Raw genomic sequence first — 13,508 nt, 5'->3', positions numbered from 1 at the left:
CGCGCCCGGGTCACGGCTTGCGGGCGCGTACCCCCAGGACCGTCGGGGTGGGGCCGGTGCCCTCGGCGAACCCGTCCAGCACCAGCCCCGCCTCCAGGAACGCGCCCAGCAGCTCGGCCAGCGGCCAGTGACTCGCCCCCACCTTGTCGCGGATGCCCTGGTCCGTCCATGACTGCTTGGTCCAGTGGCCGTCGAGGTAGCCGGGCCTGACCACGACCGCGGCGGGGTCGGCCCGGTCGGCGAACCCGCCGCAGAAGCACGGATGCACGCCCACGTGGACGAGCCTCCCGCCGGGCCGCAGCACCCTGGCGGCCTCCCGCAGCACGTCGGGGTAGCCCGGCATGTCGGTGTGGACCATCAGCGCGACGACGGCGGGCAGGCACCCGTCGCGGATCGGCAGCCGCCCGGCGTCGCCCAGCGCGACCGGCAGGCGGACGCGGGCGTGGCGCAGCATCCCGGCCGACAGGTCGACCCCCACCGGGCTCCACCCGAGGCCGCGGAGCGCGGCGGCGTGGACGCCGGTGCCGCACCCGATCTCCAGGCACGTGCCGTCACCCCGGCCGAGCAGCTCGGTCAGCACCCGGTTCAGGCCCAGCGGGTCGCCCTCGGTGCGGGGCAGGAACTCATGCTCGTACCAGTCGGCGATCTCGTCGTACGCGGCTCTCACGCGTCCATTGACCACCAGCGCGACCGGTCCTGGCCAGACTTTACGCCGGAGGCGGAGCTCCGGTGCGGCCCGCACCCGGGTGTCAGGGGGCGAAGCCCTCGATGGCCGACATGATCGCGTCGCGCATCGTGTCGCTGCCCGTGTGGCCGGAGTCGTCCACCACGACGAGCTTCGCGTCCGGCCACGCCTGGACGAGCTGCCAGGCGTTCTCCAGCGGCGCCCCCAGGTCGAACCGGCCATGGACGATCACACCCGGGATCCCGGCCAGCCGGTGCGCGTCCCGCAGCAGGACGCCCTCCTCCAGCCACGCGCCGTTGGAGAAGTAGTGGGAGCAGATCCGGACGAAAGCCGTCCGGGCGTCGTCGGGCCGGTCGCTGTAGGCATTGCGCTTGCCGTTCGGCTCCAGGGAGATGACCGCGTCCTCCCACGCCAGCCAGTTCGCGGCGGCCTCGGCACGCACCGCGGGGTCGGGGTCGGACACCAGTCGGGCGTACGCGGCCAGCAGGTCGCCGTCGCGCTCGCCCTCCGGAACGCCCTCGCGGAAGCGCTGCCACTCCTCGGGGAAGAACCGGCCGACGCCCCGGTAGAGCCAGTCGATCTCGTACCGGCGGGTCATGGTGGCGGAGACCATGACGATCTCCGACACCCGCTCCGGGTGCGCCTCGGCGTAGGCCAGCATGAGCGTGGACCCCCACGAGCCGCCGTAGAGCAGCCACCGCTCGACGCCCAGGTGCTCGCGCAGCCGCTCCATGTCGGCCACCAGGTGGTCCGTGGTGTTGGTGCTCAGGTCGGTCGCCGGGTCGCTCGCGTGCGGCAGGCTGCGCCCGCAGTTGCGCTGGTCGAACAGGATGATGCGGAACCGCTCGGGGTCGAACGAGCGGCGCTGGCCCGGCGAGCAGCCCGACCCGGGGCCGCCGTGGACGACGAGGGCGGGCTTGCCCGCGGGGTTGCCGCAGACCTCCCAGTAGACGAGGTGGCCGTCGCCGGTGTCGAGGTGGCCGTGGTCGTACGGCTCGATGGGGGATCGCATCGGACCAAGGTACAACAGCGCTGTCACATTCCGCGCCGGGAGTGAGCCGCGTCACAGCCGCCGGGGGAGTGTCACACTTCGCGTGCCCCGGGGCTCTCAGGAGAGGACCGCGACGAGGACGAGGGACGAAGGAGCACGGCATGGCAGAGACGCCGCCACCGGCCGACCCGGTGGAGGAGGCGACCAGGATCTTCCTGGACCACCGGGAGCTGCTGTTCTCCGTCGTCTACGCCATGCTGGGCGGCGTCGCCGACACCGAGGACGTGCTCCAGGAGACCTGGCTCGCCTGGGCCTCCCGGTGGCGCGGGGCCTCGCCGGGCGAGATCGCCGGGCCGCGCGCGTACCTGGTCCGCATCGCCGTCAACGCCGCCCTGGCGCGCCAGGCCGCCGTCAGCCGCCGCCGCGAGACGTACGTGGGCCCGTGGCTGCCCGAGCCCGTGGTCGGCGGGCCCGCCGCCGGGCCGGTCGCGGCGTCCGCGACCGGGCAGGACGCGGCGGAGCCGGCGCTGCGCGCCGAGTCCGTGTCGATGGCGCTCATGGTGGTGCTGGAGACCCTCGCCCCGGTGGAGCGGGCCGTGTTCGTCCTGTACGAGGTCTTCGGCTACGCCCACACCGAGATCGCCGCCATGCTGGGCCGTTCACCGGCGTCCGTCCGCCAGCTGGCGCACCGCGCCCGCGGGCACGTGCGGGCCCGCCGCCCCCGCTACCGCTCCGACCCCGGGGCGCGCCGGCAGGTCACCGAGCGGTTCCTGGCCGCCGCGCTCGGCGGCGACCTGGACGCCCTCATGCGCGTCCTCGCCCCGGACGTGACCATGTGGACCGACGGCGGCGGCAAGGCGAGGGCCTCCATCCTGCGCCCGGTACGCGGACGCGACAAGGTGGCCAGGCTCATCGCCGGGGTCACCTCGCACATCCCCGACGGCGTCGACGTCCACTACCGGACCGTCAACGGCGACCCGTCGGCGGTGCTCTTCGACGGGGACTCGCCGTTCGCCGTCATGGTCGTCGACCTCGACCCGGACGGGGACCAGGTGACCGGCATCTACGCCGTCACCAACCCCGACAAGCTCACCCACGTCGCCCACCCGCCGCACGACACCCCCTCGGAAGGCTGAGCCACGATCCCGTCGCGGGCGCCCCCGGAACCCTCAGCCGTCCCCTCGTCCGCGCCCGTCCGCCGGCGAGGGGGCTCTCGTCAGGAGCGGGTGGCTTCGGCGAGGACGAGGCGGGCCATGGCGGCCGAGGTGCCGGGGCCGGCGGGGCGGCCGAGGACGAGCGCCTGGTGGTAGAGCGGCCCGAGGGCCACGTCCAGCAGGACCGCGGTGAGGCGCTCGTCCACCGGGCGGCCCGCGTGCCGGGCGAGCAGGGCGCCGAGTCCCGCCAGATCGCGTTCGCGCTGCTCGCGCAGGAAGCCGTCGCGGAGCTTGGCGGCCGTCTCCGGGTCGAGCTGGGCGTGGCCGACGAGCGCGAGCAGCACCTGACCGGCCGGCTCCCCGAAGAACGCCGCCACGCGGCCGAGCTGCTCCCGCAGCTCCTCCTCCGCCGACGAAGCGGTGCCGGGGCGCCAGGCGAGCGCCTCCCCGGCGTCGGCGGCGAGCGTGTCGAGCAGGATGTCGACCTTCGACTTCCACCAGCGGTAGATCGTCTGCTTCGCCACCCCGGCGCGGGCGGCGATGCCCTCCATGGTGACCCCGGTGAAGCCGCGCTCGACGAGGAGGTCGTCGGCCGCGTTCAGCACGGCCAGCCTGATGCTCTCACTGCGCTTGGGCCCCGTACGGCTGACGACGGCCCCCCGCCGCGGGGCGGCCTGGGCGTCCTGGTCGGCGGTGATGTCCGCTCCTCCTTCACGATCACGAGCAGCCTGCGACGAACGAGCACGTCCAGCCTACGGACGACCGGACGCCGCGGGGCAGCGGCAGCCCGATTGTGGCACGCCCGCCCGCCACGTACGGCCCGCCGCATGCGGACGGTTCCCCCGCCGCACGCCCGGGGCTTCGCGCCCCGGCCCGGGCACGCTTCCGGTCGCGGTCAGGCCCGGGGGGCCGTCCCGCGGGCGCCGAGCAGGCTCAGCAGGACCGCCAGAGCAAGCGCGGCGACCGCCGCGCTGAAGATCTCACCGGCCGGACGCAGGCTCGTCGACCGGATCATCACGCCGACCCCCACGGCCGGCACGGCCAGCATGGAGTACAGGATCACGAAGAACGTCGACACCGAGGCCCCCCGGTGCTCCGGCGCGGCACGCGTGGTGATGACGGTGACGCCGTACCCGAGGGCCATGCCGGTGGCGAGGCCGTTCACCGCGGCGCCGGCCAGCAGCGCCGCCAGCGATGCGGCGGCCATGGCCAGGGCGACGAGACCGGCGCCGGCGACCAGCCCGGCGCAGGCCAGGACGAGCGCGCCGCCCGCCCGTACGGCGCGGTTGAGGAGCTGGCCCACGGCGGTGCACAGGAACGCGGTGAAGACCACCACGCCCATCAGTGTGTGGCTCGGCAGCCGCAGCACCCCGGACAGGAACAGGCCGGTCACAGCGGTCAGCACCCCCAGCACCGCGAACCCCGCCCCGGCGGCCAACGCCGACCGCAGGAAGTCGCCGCGGATCTCGCTCGGCACGTGCGGGCGCTGGAGGCGCAGGGACAGCCGCGAGCGGTGGGGCGCGGTCTCCGGCACGAGCGCGACGCCGACGAGCGCGGCGAGCGCCAGCGCGCCGAGGACCGCCCACGGCGTGCGCAGCGGCGCGGGCGCCATGTCGGCCAGGATCCCGGCGAGCAGGGCGCCTCCGGCCAGGCCGCCCATGTTGGCGAACAGCACGACGGTGGCCGCGCGCACCCGGCCGCCGGGCGGTAGGGCCTCGGCCAGGGCGGCCGTGGCGGCGCCGGTGACCAGGGCCGCGGACAGTCCCGAGATCACCCGGGCGACGAGCATGGTCATGACGTCGCCGGCCACCAGGAAGGCGGCGGCGGCGACGATCGCCAGGACGGACGCGGCCATGAGGACCGGCCGCCGCCCGATCTGGTCCGAGACCCGCCCGAACAGCAGCAGGCCGGCCACGACGCCGCACGCGTACACGGCGAAGACGACGGTCACGGTGAACGGCGAGAAGCCGAACGCCTGCCCGTACAAGGGATAGAGCGGGGTGGGCGCGGTCGTGCCGGCCATGACGGCCCAGAACGTGAACGCCAGGATCGCCGGCGCGAGCACGCCGCCGCGCGGTGTGCGCGACGGCGTGACCTGGCGGGCCTCAAGGCCGTGACGCGGGGGATGGTGCATGGGTGTCCCCTCGGAGATGGGTGATGACGCCCATAGACTAGACGCAACGTCGCGTCTAATCAATCGATCAGGGGTCCAGCCGGTACAGGCGGAAGAAGTCGTTCTCCACCGGCAGCACCGAGCAGCTGCCGAAGCCGGCCTCCGCCGCGTACCGGCGGACCGTGCCCGCGCGCATGACGGTGCCCGTGGCGGCCGAGGGGTACTCGACGAGCTGCGTCGGCAGGCAGTGGGTGACGCTCCAGCCGTACATCATCCGCTCGACCTTGTCGCCGGGCGCGGTGAAGCGGTCGGCCACCCGCTCGTCCACCACCAGCACGGTCCCGCCGGGCGTCAGCGCGGCCCGCGCCGAGCGCAGCGCCTCCACGGGGCGGGGCAGGTCGTGCAGCACCTCCAGGATCATCACCAGGTCGTACGGGCCCGCGGCGGCGAGCCGGCACGCGTCCGCCTGCTCCAGCCTGATCCGGTCGCCCAGCCCCGCGCGCTCGGCCTCCGCGCGGGCGTCGGCGATGGACGAGGCGTCGGCGTCCAGCCCGTCCACGCAGGCGCCCGGGAACGCGCGGGCGATCGCGAGCGTGGACCAGCCCTGCCCGCAGCCCACGTCGGCGACGCGGGGGCGCGGCGTCCCGCGCAGGCGGGCGGTGACGTCGGGCATGGCGGCCAGCCAGGCTTCCGGCAGCTCGTGGGTGAACACCGGCCGGTTGATGTGGCCCTGCCCGTGCCGGAACGCCCGCCCGTACGACTCGTACGGCACGCCCGCCCCCGTGCGGTACGCCTGGGCCACCTCCGAGATGACGCCGCCGATCCCGGCCAGCATGTGCGCGAACGGCGCCACGTGCGCGAGGTCGTCGGCGTCCACCAGCACGCGGGCGTGCCCGGGCGACAGCCGGTAGCGGCGCTCCTCGGCGGGCGCGCCCGCGTCGGTCTCGACCAGCCCGGCGACGGCCTGCTGCTCCAGCCACTCGGCGGTGTAGCGGAGCGCGGTCCCGGTGTGCCCGCTCAGCTCGGCGGCCGTCAGCGGGCCGAGCTCGTGCAGCGCGCGGTAGAGCCCCAGCTCGCCGCCCAGGTACACGGCGAACAGCTCCAGGGCTCCCAGCGTGTCGTCGAGCAGCCGCTCCGCGAGCCGCTCGGCGTCCCTGGCGTGGGTGTCGCCGGTGGCGGCGGTGTTGGAGGTGTCCATGGTGTTCCCCCGGTACGGCACGGAACGGCGCCGTCACCATGACGCCGCGAGCCCCCTCCGTCCACGCTAGACCGCGTGCCCGGGACGCGGCGCGGAGGGAGCGCCCGTTGTGCCGGCCGTGCGCTGCGGGCGTCGTTCGCGGCGCCGTGGACCGGGACGGCCGGGTCCACGGCGCCGTTCCTTCTGACGTGGGCGGGCGGCCGCTGGAGGAGGTCGGGACCGGCCGATGGCTCTCGATGCGGCCGGGGTCAGGTGGCTTCGAGGCCGGCGAGGATGAGGGCCAGGCCGCTGTCGAACATCGCGCGAGCCTCGCCCTCCAGGTACGAGCCCGGCTCGGCGGGCGGCCGCTCATCCGGGGGACGCGCCGGGGGCTCGCTTTCCAGCCACGCCACCGCAGGGAACCGCTCGGCGAAGTCCGGCGCCACCTCCGCCAGCAGGCCCGCCCGGTCGCGCCACCACCGCTCGTCCGTCACCCCGGTCGCGGCCTCGGCCTGCCGCGCCTCGGCGATCGTCGCGGCCGCCCCGCGGACGAAGGCGAACAACGTCCCCACCACCCGGCGTGCCCGGTCGCGGCCGAGCCCGCTCCCGCGCAGGATCCGCAGCAGCGTCTCCAGCATCGTGTACTCGTTCGGGCCCAGCACCGGCCGGGCCTGCGACACCTGGAGCATCCACGGGTGGCGCAGGTACAGCGCGAGGACGTCACCCGCCCACGCGGTCACGGCCGCCCGCCGGCCCGCGCCGGAGTCGTACCCGGTCGGCAGCTCGGCGAGGGCCTGGTCGTACATGAGGTCGAGCAGCTCGCCCTTGCTCGGCACGTACGTGTAGAGGGCCATGGCGGTGCGGCCCAGGCGCTCGCCGACGGCGCGCATGGACAGCGCCGCCATCCCCTCGGCGTCCGCCGCCTCGATCGCCGCGGCCACGATCATGCCGACGCTCAGCCCCGGCTTGGGTCCCGGCCTGCTCCGATCTTCCCGGCGTCCGCGACCCCGCCCAGCCCGCTCGGCGCCGCTGCGGGCTGTGCCGGTGTCGCGCCAGAGCAGTGCCATGGACCGCCGCGCGTCGCCCTGCCCGGCGAACACCACCACGCCGCCCCACCCGGCCCTTCGTCGCCCCGAGATCTCCGTACGGCCTAAGGATATGGGGCCGGCGGGGTACCGGGCGGTCCTGCGGGGTGCCGCCGGCGCTCAGGTGTCGCGCCGGGCGGTGGCCGCGTGGAGGAGGGTGAGGGCCGCCCGCCTGGCCTGCTCGCCCGTGCCGGCCACGCCGTGGTGGTCGGCCACCACGGCGGCGCCCTCCATCAGCAGGAGGAACTGCCGCGCCAGGGTGCCGGGATCGGCGGCTCCGGCCCGGATGGCGATGCCGGACAGCAGGTCCAGGTGACGGTCCATGTGGCGGGCCGCGACGGCGGGGGCGGAGCCCTCGTGGTGTTGCGCGGCGGCGTTCATGATCGCGCATCCGCGGAACCCCGGCTCCTCGTACCACCGGGCGAGCGCGTCGAACACGGCGGCGAGCTGCGCCGCGGGCTCCGGCCCCGCCCCCTCGGCGGCCTCGCGCAGCCAGCGCGCGATCCGGTCGCTGCGCGCTTCCAGCACGGCCCGGACCAGCCCGTCCTTGGAGCCGAAGTGGCGGTACAGCGTCTCCTTCGACACGCCCGCGCGGGCACACAGCCCCGCGACGCCGATCCCGTCGAGTCCCTGCTCGTACAGCACCTCGCCCGCCACCCGCAGGATCTGCTCGCGCGTGCGCGCCGGGTCCAGAGTGACGCCTTTGTCGACTGGCATGCCCCTGATGGTACCGATCGGTTCGATGTCCTGTTAACGTGCAACCTCGTACCGATCGGTTCGATCTCTTGGAGACGTACGCACATGACGGCGAACCCCCTTGTCACCGACCCGCCCGCCGACGTCGCGCCGCCCGCCACGACGCCGGGTGTCACCTTCGCCAGCGGCGGAGAGACGCTCCTCGGCGTGCTGCACGTGCCCGCCGGCCCGGGCCCGCATCCGATCGTGCTGCTCCTGCACGGGTTCCCGGGCATGGAGCGCAACTTCGACGTGGCCCAGGCGCTGCGCCGCGCCGGCTACGCGACGCTGGTGTTCCACTACCGCGGTTCGTGGGGCATGGGCGGTTCGTGGTCGTGGGGGCACGTGCTGGAGGACGCCTCCGCCGCCGTCGCCGCCCTGCGCGACCCCGGGCTCGTGGCGGCCCACCGGCTGGACCCGTCGCGGGTGGTGGTCGCCGGGCACAGCGCGGGCGGGTTCACCGCGCTGATGACCGCCGCGGCCGATCCGTCGGTCCTCGCGGTCGCCTCGTGGGCGGCGTTCGACTTCGGCGCGGCCGGTGCGCTGTCGCGCCAGGACCCGGGGGCGCGGGCGGGGTACGTGGAGATGTTCGACGGCGAGCTGCTCCCGCTGCGCGGCACCAGCGGGGAGGCGCTGGTGGCGGAGATGGAGGAAGCGGGGGAGGAGTGGCGGCTCGCCGGGCTGGCGCCGCGGCTCGCCGGTCGTCCCGTGCTGCTGATCGGCACCGGCCGCGACCCCGTCTCCCCGCATCCCGTCCACCACGACCCGGTCGCCGCCGCCTACCGCGCCGAGCCGGCGGTCGCCCTGGAGGAGCACGTCTTCCCGACCGACCACGCCCTGTCGGACCACCGGGTGGCCCTCACCCGGACGCTCCTCACCTTCCTGGACCGGCACGTGGGCACAGCGGACTGACCACCGTCCGGTTGACCAACGTCCGGTTGACCAACGCCCCGTTTACGACGTCCGGTTGACCACCGTCCGGTTGACCACCGTCCGGTTGACGACGTCCGGTTGACCACCGTCCGGTTGACCAACATCCGGCTGGGCCGGTTCCGCTGGGCTTTGTCGGGCTGGGGCATCGTCCGGCGACGGGCAGGGCCGTTCGTCACCGGGGGCGGGGGGTCACCAGGCCGGTCTCGTAGGCCAGGACGACGAGTTGGGCGCGGTCGCGGGCGTGGAGCTTGGTCATGGCGCGGCTGACGTGGGTCTTGGCCGTGGTCGGGCTGATCACCATGTGGGCCGCGATCTCGTCGTTGGACAGGCCTCGGGCCACCAGGGCCGTCACCTCGCGTTCGCGGTTCGTCAGCACGTCCAGGCCGGTGGGCGCGGGCTCGGGGCGGTGGGCGACGTACTCGGAGATCAGGCGTCTGGTGATCGAGGGCGACAGGAGCGCGTCTCCCCGCGCGGCGATCCGCACGCCCTGGAGCAGGTCCGCGGGCTCCGTGTCCTTCACCAGGAAGCCGCCGGCGCCGGCGCGCAGGGCGTCGAAGACGTACTGGTCCAGGCCGTAGTTGGTGAGGATCACCACGTGCACGTCGCCCAGCCGGTCATCGGCGGCGATCCGCCGGGTCGCCTCGATGCCGTCCATCACCGGCATCTGCACGTCCACGAGCGCCACGTCGGGCCGGTGCTCCAGCGCCAGGGCCACCGCCTGCTCGCCGTTCGCCGCCTCGGCCACCACCTCGATGTCGTCCTCGGCGTTGAGCAGCGCGCTGAAGCCGGCCCGGATGAGCGCCTGGTCGTCGGCGAGCAGCACCCGGATCATGACGCCTCTCCGAGGGGAGTGCCGGCCGCGACTTCCTTGCTGGAGAGCTGCCCGTCCGCGGTGGGATCTTCTGAGAGTGAGGCGCGTGGTGGCTCGTCGGACCACATGGGCCGGGTGGGGAGGGGAGGGTCGGTCTCGGCGGTGAGGGCGGGGAGGGGGAGCCGGGCCTGGACGGTGAAGCCGCCGTCGGGGCGGGGCTCGGCGCGGAGGTCGCCGCCGAGGGCGGTGACCCGCTCGCGCATGCCGCGTAGTCCCACTCCCGGCACCGGGGCCCCGCCGGGAGAGCCTCGCCCGTCGTCGTCCACCTGGACGAGCAGCGCGTCGTCGGCGTAGCGGAGAAACACCGAGGCCGACGCCGGGCCCGCGTGGCGGGCGATGTTGGTCAGAGCCTCCTGGACGATGCGGTACGCCGCCCGGTCGGCCTCGGCCGGCAGGCGTCGCCGGTCGCCCTCGATCGTCACGGTCGTGGGCAGGCCGGCGGCGCGGGCACGGCCCACCAGGTCGTCGAGCCGGTCGAGACCCGTGGCCGGTGGATCGTCGGCGGAGTCGCGCAGCACCTCCAACGTCGCGCGCAGCTCGCGCATCGCCTCGCGGCTCGCCTCCTGGATCGCCAGCAGGGCCTCGGGCACCTCCTCGCCGCGCTTGCGCGCCAGGTGGACGGCCACTCCCGCCTGCACCTTGATGATGGAGATGCTGTGGGTGAGAGAGTCGTGCAGCTCCCTGGCGATGCGCAGCCGCTCCTCGCCGGCCCGCCGCAGCGCCGCCTCCTCACGGGTGCGCTCCGCCTCGGCGGCCCTGTGCTCGGCCTCGTCGAGGTACGCGCGCCAGCCTCGGCTCGCGCTGGCCGCCACCGCCGCCGCCAGGAACCAGCCGACCAGCAGGATCGTGCGCTCCACCAGCGGCTGGACCGGCTGCCCCGCCGCCTCGGCGAGACCGACCGCGAGCCCGCAGCCCAGGAACGCGACCGCGCTCGCCGCGGCGGCCAGCCGGTGGCCGCTCCTGACCGCGCCGAACACCGTCACCAGCACCGGGAACGCCACCGCCGGCCCGGGATGGGAGCTCACGACGTAGACCATCATGAAGACCGTGGCCATGGTGAGGGCGACCAGCGGCGCGCTCCGCCAGGCGACCAGCCCCAGCGAACCGGCCAGGACGGCCACATGGGCGAGGGGAGCCGTGCCGGGGGCCGCCAGCGCGCCCGCCTCCAGCAGGACGGCCACCACCAGCGCGAGCGCCAGGTCGGGCATGCGCGCGAACTTCATGCCAGAACACTAGGGGGTCGGGCCCCGGATCTCGTCCTCTCCAGGGCTGATCCGGGATGTACTCCAGGGGTTGTACCGGGTCCGGCTTGTACGTCAGACCAGGTAGCCGGAGGTGTCTTCGCCCGCACGACGACCGTGGAGGGGACGGAGGGCGAAGATCGGCGCCATGTCCTCATCTTCGCGAAATGTGGTCGATTCTGGTGTGCCCACGGGTGCGGCGGCCGGCTCCGGCTTGCCCACCGTGCCGGCGGAAGGAGTGTCCGGCGCCGGTCCGGCCGGGTCTCGTGCGGGCGGGTCCGGTCCGGGTGAGTCTCGTGCGGGTGCGGCTGGGGTGGGTGACGGCGGGGCCGGGTTCGGTGACGCTGTCCGGCGGCTGCGCGCCTCGTTCGGCGATCGGCTGCACCTGCCGGGCGAGCCCGGGTACGACGCCCACCGGCCCGCCTGGAACCTCGTCATCGACCCCAGGCCCGCCATCGTCGCCGAAGCCGCGCACCCCGACGACGTGCGGGCCGCGGTCCTGGCGGCCCGTGAGCACGGCCTGCCCCTGACCGTCCAGGCCACCGGCCACGGCACCCACGTGCCCGCCGACGGTGGCCTGTTGCTCAAGACCGGGCGGTTGGGCGGCGTGCGGGTCGACCCCGAGCGCCGGACCGCGCGGGCCGGCGCCGGGGCCCGCTGGTCCGACGTGATCGCCGCCGCGGCGCCGTACGGTCTCGCGCCCCTGTCGGGCACCCCGGGCATCGGCGTGACCGGTTACACGCTGGGCGGCGGAACGGGCTGGCTGTCCCGCCGGTACGGCTACGCGGCCGACGCCCTGACCCGGGCCGAGCTCGTGACCGCCGCCGGGGAGCCGGTCACGGCCGGCGGGGAGGAGCACCCCGAGCTGTTCTGGGCGTTGCGCGGCGGCGGCGGCAACTTCGGAGTGGTGACGGAGCTGGAGTTCCGCCTGTTCCCGGTCGCCGAGGTATACGCGGGGATGACGCTGCACCCCGTCGAGCGGGCCGCGGACACACTGGCCCGGTACCGCGAGTGGGCCCCGGCCGCGCCCGACGAGCTGAACACCTCCGTCATCCTCATGCGCATGCCGGGCGGCCAAGGTGACGAGCAGGAGGGCCCGGCGCGGTGGGCGCTGGCTGTGCGAGGCTTCTACGCGGGCGACGCCGAGCGGGGACGGCAGGCGCTGGCTCCGCTGCTGGAAGCCGCCGGGCCCGTACTCGGGGGCGGGTTCGGGGCGATGACGTTCGGGGAGGCGGCGACGGCGTTCGGCGGTCCCGAGCCGGCGCCCATGGCGGTCGCGCAGCACCTGGAGCTGCTGCCCGAACTCCCGGACGGCGCCGTCCGCGCGGTGACGCAGGCCGCCGGCGGGGCGCCGTCACGTGGACCGGCGGGCGGGCCGGCGCTGACGGCCGTCGAGGTACGGCACTGGGGCGGCGCCATGGCCCGGCCGGAGCCGGACGCGGGGCCGGTGGGGCATCGCGACGTGCCGTTCTCGGTGATCGCGACCGCGGTCCTGGGCGCCGGGCCGAGCACGGCCTCGGCCCCGGACGCGATCCCGGCCGCGAGCGCCGCTCCGGACGCCGCCCCGGGCGTGACCGCCGGTGAGGAGGTGCGTGACCTGGCCGGCGCCCTGCGCCCGTACGCCACCGGTGGCTCCTTCCTGAACTTCCTCACCGATCCCGCACGGACCCGCGACGCCTACACTCCCGCCGACCACGCCCGCCTGCGCCGGGTCAAGAGGGACTGGGACCCGGACAACCTGCTCGGCCGCGTCCACAACATCCCCCCGGCCTGAACCCACACGATCGGAGTACGGCACATGCCCACACAGTTCCGCTACGTCGTCCCCACACCCGTCGAGAGCGCCACCGGGCGGACCGCCCAGGTGTACGAGCAGGTCGCCGCCGGGTTCGGGATGCGCCGCATGCCGGTGTTCATGACGCTGTCACCCGCGCCCGACCTGCTGGCCGCCACGTGGGCGACCATGCGGGAGTCGCTGCTCGCCGGCGACGCCTCCCGCACCGGCAGGGAGGTCGTCGCGCTCGGTGTGTCCCTGGCGAACCGGTGCCCGTTCTGCGTCGGCGCGCACACCACGCTGCTGCACGCCACCGGCGAGCACCGGCTGGCCGAGACGATCGCCGCCGGCGGCACGCCCGACGATCCCCGGTACGCGGCGCTGCTGGCCTGGGCCACGGCCACCCGCACGCCGGGAGCGGCGGCCCTGTCGGCGCCGCCGTACCCGCCGGAGCACGGGCCCGAGTACGTCGGGACGGCACTGACCTTCCACTTCGTCAACAGCGTCGCCTCGGCGTTGATCACCGAGGATCTGCTGCCCGGGGGCCTGCAGAAGTCGCGCCTGGTGCGCAGCGCCGGCGGCCGGGCGATGGCCCGTACCGTGCGCAGGCGGCTGACGCCGGGCGAGAGCCTCGCGACGCTCGACGGGCTCCCGGCGGGCCCGGAGCCGGACTGGGCGGCGGGGACGCCGGCCGGTCGCGCGTACGCCACGTTGCTGGCGGTGGCCGGAGCGGGGGAGAGGCTGCTGAC

At 75.2% G+C, this 13,508-nt stretch carries 13 protein-coding genes; 4 read left to right on the top strand and 9 right to left on the bottom strand.

Annotated elements, in window-relative coordinates; translation table 11 throughout:
* Window positions 1–10: 10 nt before the first annotated feature.
* Together MTP10_RS15030 and pip are read right to left on the bottom strand one after the other, a co-directional pair.
* On the bottom strand, window positions 11–667 hold the full coding sequence (locus MTP10_RS15030; protein WP_310709783.1) for a methyltransferase domain-containing protein: 657 nt from the start codon (window positions 665–667) through the stop codon (window positions 11–13).
* 82 nt (window positions 668–749) lie between these two features.
* Window positions 750–1,697: a prolyl aminopeptidase gene (pip, locus tag MTP10_RS15025; RefSeq protein ID WP_310709782.1), complete on the bottom strand. Its 948-nt coding sequence runs from the start codon at window positions 1,695–1,697 to the stop codon at window positions 750–752.
* Window positions 1,698–1,837: 140 nt separating this feature from the next.
* Between pip and sigJ the strand changes: the two genes are divergently transcribed.
* Window positions 1,838–2,812: an RNA polymerase sigma factor SigJ gene (gene sigJ, locus MTP10_RS15020; protein WP_310709781.1), complete on the top strand. Its 975-nt coding sequence runs from the start codon at window positions 1,838–1,840 to the stop codon at window positions 2,810–2,812.
* An 80-nt stretch (window positions 2,813–2,892) separates the two neighbouring features.
* Here the strand turns inward: sigJ and MTP10_RS15015 are convergent, their stop codons facing one another.
* From MTP10_RS15015 to MTP10_RS14995, 5 genes are all read right to left on the bottom strand, one after another.
* Window positions 2,893–3,435 carry a TetR/AcrR family transcriptional regulator gene (locus tag MTP10_RS15015; protein WP_310709780.1) on the bottom strand — a complete coding sequence of 181 codons (543 nt, stop codon included), beginning with the start codon at window positions 3,433–3,435 and terminating at the stop codon, window positions 2,893–2,895.
* A gap of 290 nt (window positions 3,436–3,725) precedes the next feature.
* Window positions 3,726–4,964, bottom strand: coding sequence for an MFS transporter (locus MTP10_RS15010; protein WP_310709779.1), 1,239 nt, complete (start codon window positions 4,962–4,964; stop codon window positions 3,726–3,728).
* A gap of 67 nt (window positions 4,965–5,031) precedes the next feature.
* Window positions 5,032–6,141 carry a class I SAM-dependent methyltransferase gene (locus MTP10_RS15005; protein ID WP_310709778.1) on the bottom strand — a complete coding sequence of 370 codons (1,110 nt, stop codon included), beginning with the start codon at window positions 6,139–6,141 and terminating at the stop codon, window positions 5,032–5,034.
* A gap of 248 nt (window positions 6,142–6,389) precedes the next feature.
* Entirely contained in the window at window positions 6,390–7,226 is an 837-nt protein-coding gene (locus tag MTP10_RS15000) for a TetR/AcrR family transcriptional regulator C-terminal domain-containing protein (RefSeq protein WP_310709777.1), read from the bottom strand.
* Window positions 7,227–7,325: 99 nt separating this feature from the next.
* On the bottom strand, window positions 7,326–7,922 hold the full coding sequence (locus tag MTP10_RS14995) for a TetR/AcrR family transcriptional regulator (RefSeq protein ID WP_310709776.1): 597 nt from the start codon (window positions 7,920–7,922) through the stop codon (window positions 7,326–7,328).
* An 84-nt stretch (window positions 7,923–8,006) separates the two neighbouring features.
* Between MTP10_RS14995 and MTP10_RS14990 the strand changes: the two genes are divergently transcribed.
* Window positions 8,007–8,852, top strand: coding sequence for an alpha/beta fold hydrolase (locus MTP10_RS14990; protein WP_310709775.1), 846 nt, complete (start codon window positions 8,007–8,009; stop codon window positions 8,850–8,852).
* Between the two features lie 193 nt (window positions 8,853–9,045).
* On the opposite strand, the gene MTP10_RS14985 is transcribed toward MTP10_RS14990, so the two are convergent.
* Together MTP10_RS14985 and MTP10_RS14980 are read right to left on the bottom strand one after the other, a co-directional pair.
* Window positions 9,046–9,705: a response regulator transcription factor gene (locus MTP10_RS14985; protein WP_310709774.1), complete on the bottom strand. Its 660-nt coding sequence runs from the start codon at window positions 9,703–9,705 to the stop codon at window positions 9,046–9,048.
* Window positions 9,702–10,967 carry a sensor histidine kinase gene (locus MTP10_RS14980; protein ID WP_310709773.1) on the bottom strand — a complete coding sequence of 422 codons (1,266 nt, stop codon included), beginning with the start codon at window positions 10,965–10,967 and terminating at the stop codon, window positions 9,702–9,704. Before MTP10_RS14980 ends, MTP10_RS14985 begins: the two co-directional genes overlap by 4 nt.
* Window positions 10,968–11,298: 331 nt before the next feature.
* On the opposite strand from MTP10_RS14980, the gene MTP10_RS14975 reads away from it, so the two are divergent.
* Together MTP10_RS14975 and MTP10_RS14970 are read left to right on the top strand one after the other, a co-directional pair.
* Window positions 11,299–12,759 carry an FAD-binding protein gene (locus MTP10_RS14975; protein ID WP_310709772.1) on the top strand — a complete coding sequence of 487 codons (1,461 nt, stop codon included), beginning with the start codon at window positions 11,299–11,301 and terminating at the stop codon, window positions 12,757–12,759.
* A gap of 24 nt (window positions 12,760–12,783) precedes the next feature.
* Window positions 12,784–13,508 (top strand): carboxymuconolactone decarboxylase family protein (locus tag MTP10_RS14970; RefSeq protein ID WP_310709771.1); only part of this gene is annotated, 725 nt, incomplete at its 3' end.

It is taken from the genome of Nonomuraea sp. 3-1Str (genome assembly GCF_031570565.1).
In the GTDB taxonomy this organism is placed as follows: domain Bacteria; phylum Actinomycetota; class Actinomycetes; order Streptosporangiales; family Streptosporangiaceae; genus Nonomuraea.
The sequence above is the reverse complement of the archived record's forward strand: the minus strand, read 5'-3'. Positions and strand labels throughout refer to the sequence as shown.

What these genes read in the sequence shown, in the direction of transcription:
- MTP10_RS14980 (WP_310709773.1), bottom strand. Translation starts at nt 10,967, where the DNA reads ATGAAGTTCGCGCGCATGCCCGACCTGGCGCTCGCGCTGGTGGTGGCC.
- MTP10_RS15005 (WP_310709778.1), bottom strand. Translation starts at nt 6,141, where the DNA reads ATGGACACCTCCAACACCGCCGCCACCGGCGACACCCACGCCAGGGAC.
- MTP10_RS14995 (WP_310709776.1), bottom strand. Translation starts at nt 7,922, where the DNA reads ATGCCAGTCGACAAAGGCGTCACTCTGGACCCGGCGCGCACGCGCGAG.
- MTP10_RS14990 (WP_310709775.1), top strand. Translation starts at nt 8,007, where the DNA reads ATGACGGCGAACCCCCTTGTCACCGACCCGCCCGCCGACGTCGCGCCG.
- sigJ (WP_310709781.1), top strand. Translation starts at nt 1,838, where the DNA reads ATGGCAGAGACGCCGCCACCGGCCGACCCGGTGGAGGAGGCGACCAGG.
- MTP10_RS15010 (WP_310709779.1), bottom strand. Translation starts at nt 4,964, where the DNA reads ATGCACCATCCCCCGCGTCACGGCCTTGAGGCCCGCCAGGTCACGCCG.
- pip (WP_310709782.1), bottom strand. Translation starts at nt 1,697, where the DNA reads ATGCGATCCCCCATCGAGCCGTACGACCACGGCCACCTCGACACCGGC.
- MTP10_RS14985 (WP_310709774.1), bottom strand. Translation starts at nt 9,705, where the DNA reads ATGATCCGGGTGCTGCTCGCCGACGACCAGGCGCTCATCCGGGCCGGC.